Annotated in this window: 2 protein-coding genes; both read left to right on the forward strand. The window is 58.3% G+C overall.

Annotated elements, in window-relative coordinates; genetic code table 11:
- Positions 1-405, forward strand: a 405-nt coding sequence (gene tnpB / locus ACF8GF_RS03745) for an IS66 family insertion sequence element accessory protein TnpB (RefSeq protein ID WP_392487643.1), incomplete at its 5' end; no start/stop codon positions are given.
- An 18-nt stretch (positions 406-423) separates the two neighbouring features.
- Entirely contained in the window at positions 424-1956 is a 1533-nt protein-coding gene (locus ACF8GF_RS03750; protein WP_392487644.1) for an IS66-like element ISPpu13 family transposase, read from the forward strand.
- The last annotated feature ends 24 nt before the right edge of the window (positions 1957-1980 follow it).

Genomic DNA, 1980 nt, shown 5'->3' on the forward strand with positions numbered 1-1980 from the left:
ATCCCCGATGCTGTGCTCCCGATTTCTTTCTGGAGCTCGCCGACCATGATGCGACCCGACGCCAAAGTCGAAAAAGTGTACCTCTACCCCAAGCCTGTCGACTTTCGAAAATCCATCGATGGCCTGGCCGCGCTGGTCGAACTTGATATCAAGGTGGCGGTGTTCGACCCAGTGCTTTTCGTCTTCCTCAACAAGCCGCGCAACCGCGTGAAGATCCTGTACTGGGAACGCAACGGCTTCTGCCTCTGGCTCAAACGCCTGGAGTCCGAGCGTTTCAAAACTTCACCCGATCCGACTGAGGTCGCCATTGTCCTGACCGTTCAGGAACTGAACTGGCTGCTTGATGGCTTCGACCTCTGGCGCAACCGTCCGCATCAGGTTTTGACGCCTCGATACGTCGCCTGATTCGGTATAATCCGCGGCATGATTTCCATGCCCGAAAACCTCCCTGACGATCCTGTTCTGCTCAAGCAACTGCTTGAGCAGATGATCCACGAGCGCGCGTCCGACAAGGGCAAGATCGTTCATCTCGAAGAGGAAGTTGCGCTGTTGCGCCAGCGCTTGTTCGGGCGCAAGACCGAGCAGACTGGCGATGCGGCGACACCACAGTTGCCACTCTTCGACGAAGCGGAAAGCCTGGCCGAGCCCTTGGATGAGGCTGACGACGAAGAAGTCGTTGCGCCAACCAAACGCCGTGGCAAGCGCAAGCCGCTGCCAGCTGATTTGCCGCGTATCGAAGTTGTCCACGAACTGCCCGAGCATGAACTGACCTGCGCTTGTGGCTGCCGTAAACATGCCATCGGTGAAGAAGTCAGCGAACAGCTTGAAATCGTCCCGATGCAGATTCGCGTCATCAAACATGTTCGCAAGGTGTACGGCTGCCGGGACTGCGAGTCAGCGCCCGTAACGGCGGACAAGCCCGCCCAGATGATCGAGAAAAGCATGGCCAGCCCGAGTGTGCTGGCCATGCTGCTGACCACCAAATACGTAGACGGCTTGCCGCTTCACCGCTTCGAAAAAGTGCTGGGGCGTCACGGTATCGATATTCCGCGCCAAACCCTGGCACGCTGGGTGATTCAATGCAGCGAGCACTTTCAGCCGCTGCTGAATCTGATGCGCGAAAGCCTGTTGAACAGTCGGATCATCCACTGTGATGAAACACGTGTGCAGGTGTTGAAAGAGCCGGGGCGTGAGCCCAGCAGCCAATCCTGGATGTGGGTACAAACCGGCGGCCCGCCTGATCGCCCGGTGATCCTTTTCGACTACGCCACCAGCCGAGCGCAGGAGGTGCCGGTGCGCCTGCTGGACGGCTATCGCGGTTATGTCATGACCGACGACTACGCCGGTTACAACGCGCTGGCTGCACAGGACGGACTGGAGCGATTGGGCTGCTGGGCGCACGCGCGCCGCAAGTTCGTCGAAGCGCAGAAAGTACAGCCCAAGGGCAAAACAGGACGCGCTGACATCGCATTGAACCTGATCAATAAGCTCTATGGCGTCGAGCGCGACTTGAAGGACAGTGACGACGAAGATCGTAAGGTTGCCCGCATGGAGCGCAGCCTGCCATTGCTGACTCAGCTGAAAAACTGGGTAGAGAAAACGCAACCTCAGGTCACGACGCAGAATGCCTTGGGCAAGGCCATCGGTTACTTGGCCAGCAACTGGAGCAAATTGGAGCGCTACGTCGAGCACGGCTACTTGCCGATGGACAACAACGCGGCCGAGCGTGCGATCCGCCCGTTTGTCATCGGGAGAAAGAACTGGTTGTTCAGTGACACGCCCAAAGGTGCCACTGCCAGCGCGCAACTTTACAGCTTGGTAGAAACGGCCAAAGCCAACGGCCAAGAACCCTATGCGTGGCTGCGCCACGCACTGGAACGCCTGCCGCAGGCGTGCTCAGTGGAAGACTACGAAGCGCTACTGCCATGGAATTGCACACCTCAAATACACAGCTAGGTGCGCTGCCCATCTTTGGTTAGG

Source organism: Pseudomonas sp. yb_5 (assembly GCF_043103865.1).
Taxonomy (GTDB): Bacteria; Pseudomonadota; Gammaproteobacteria; order Pseudomonadales; family Pseudomonadaceae; genus Aquipseudomonas; species Aquipseudomonas putida_Y.

Bases quoted from the DNA above. Each gene is read 5' to 3' on its own strand.
- ACF8GF_RS03750 (WP_392487644.1), top strand. From the start codon at position 424: ATGATTTCCATGCCCGAAAACCTCCCTGACGATCCTGTTCTGCTCAAG.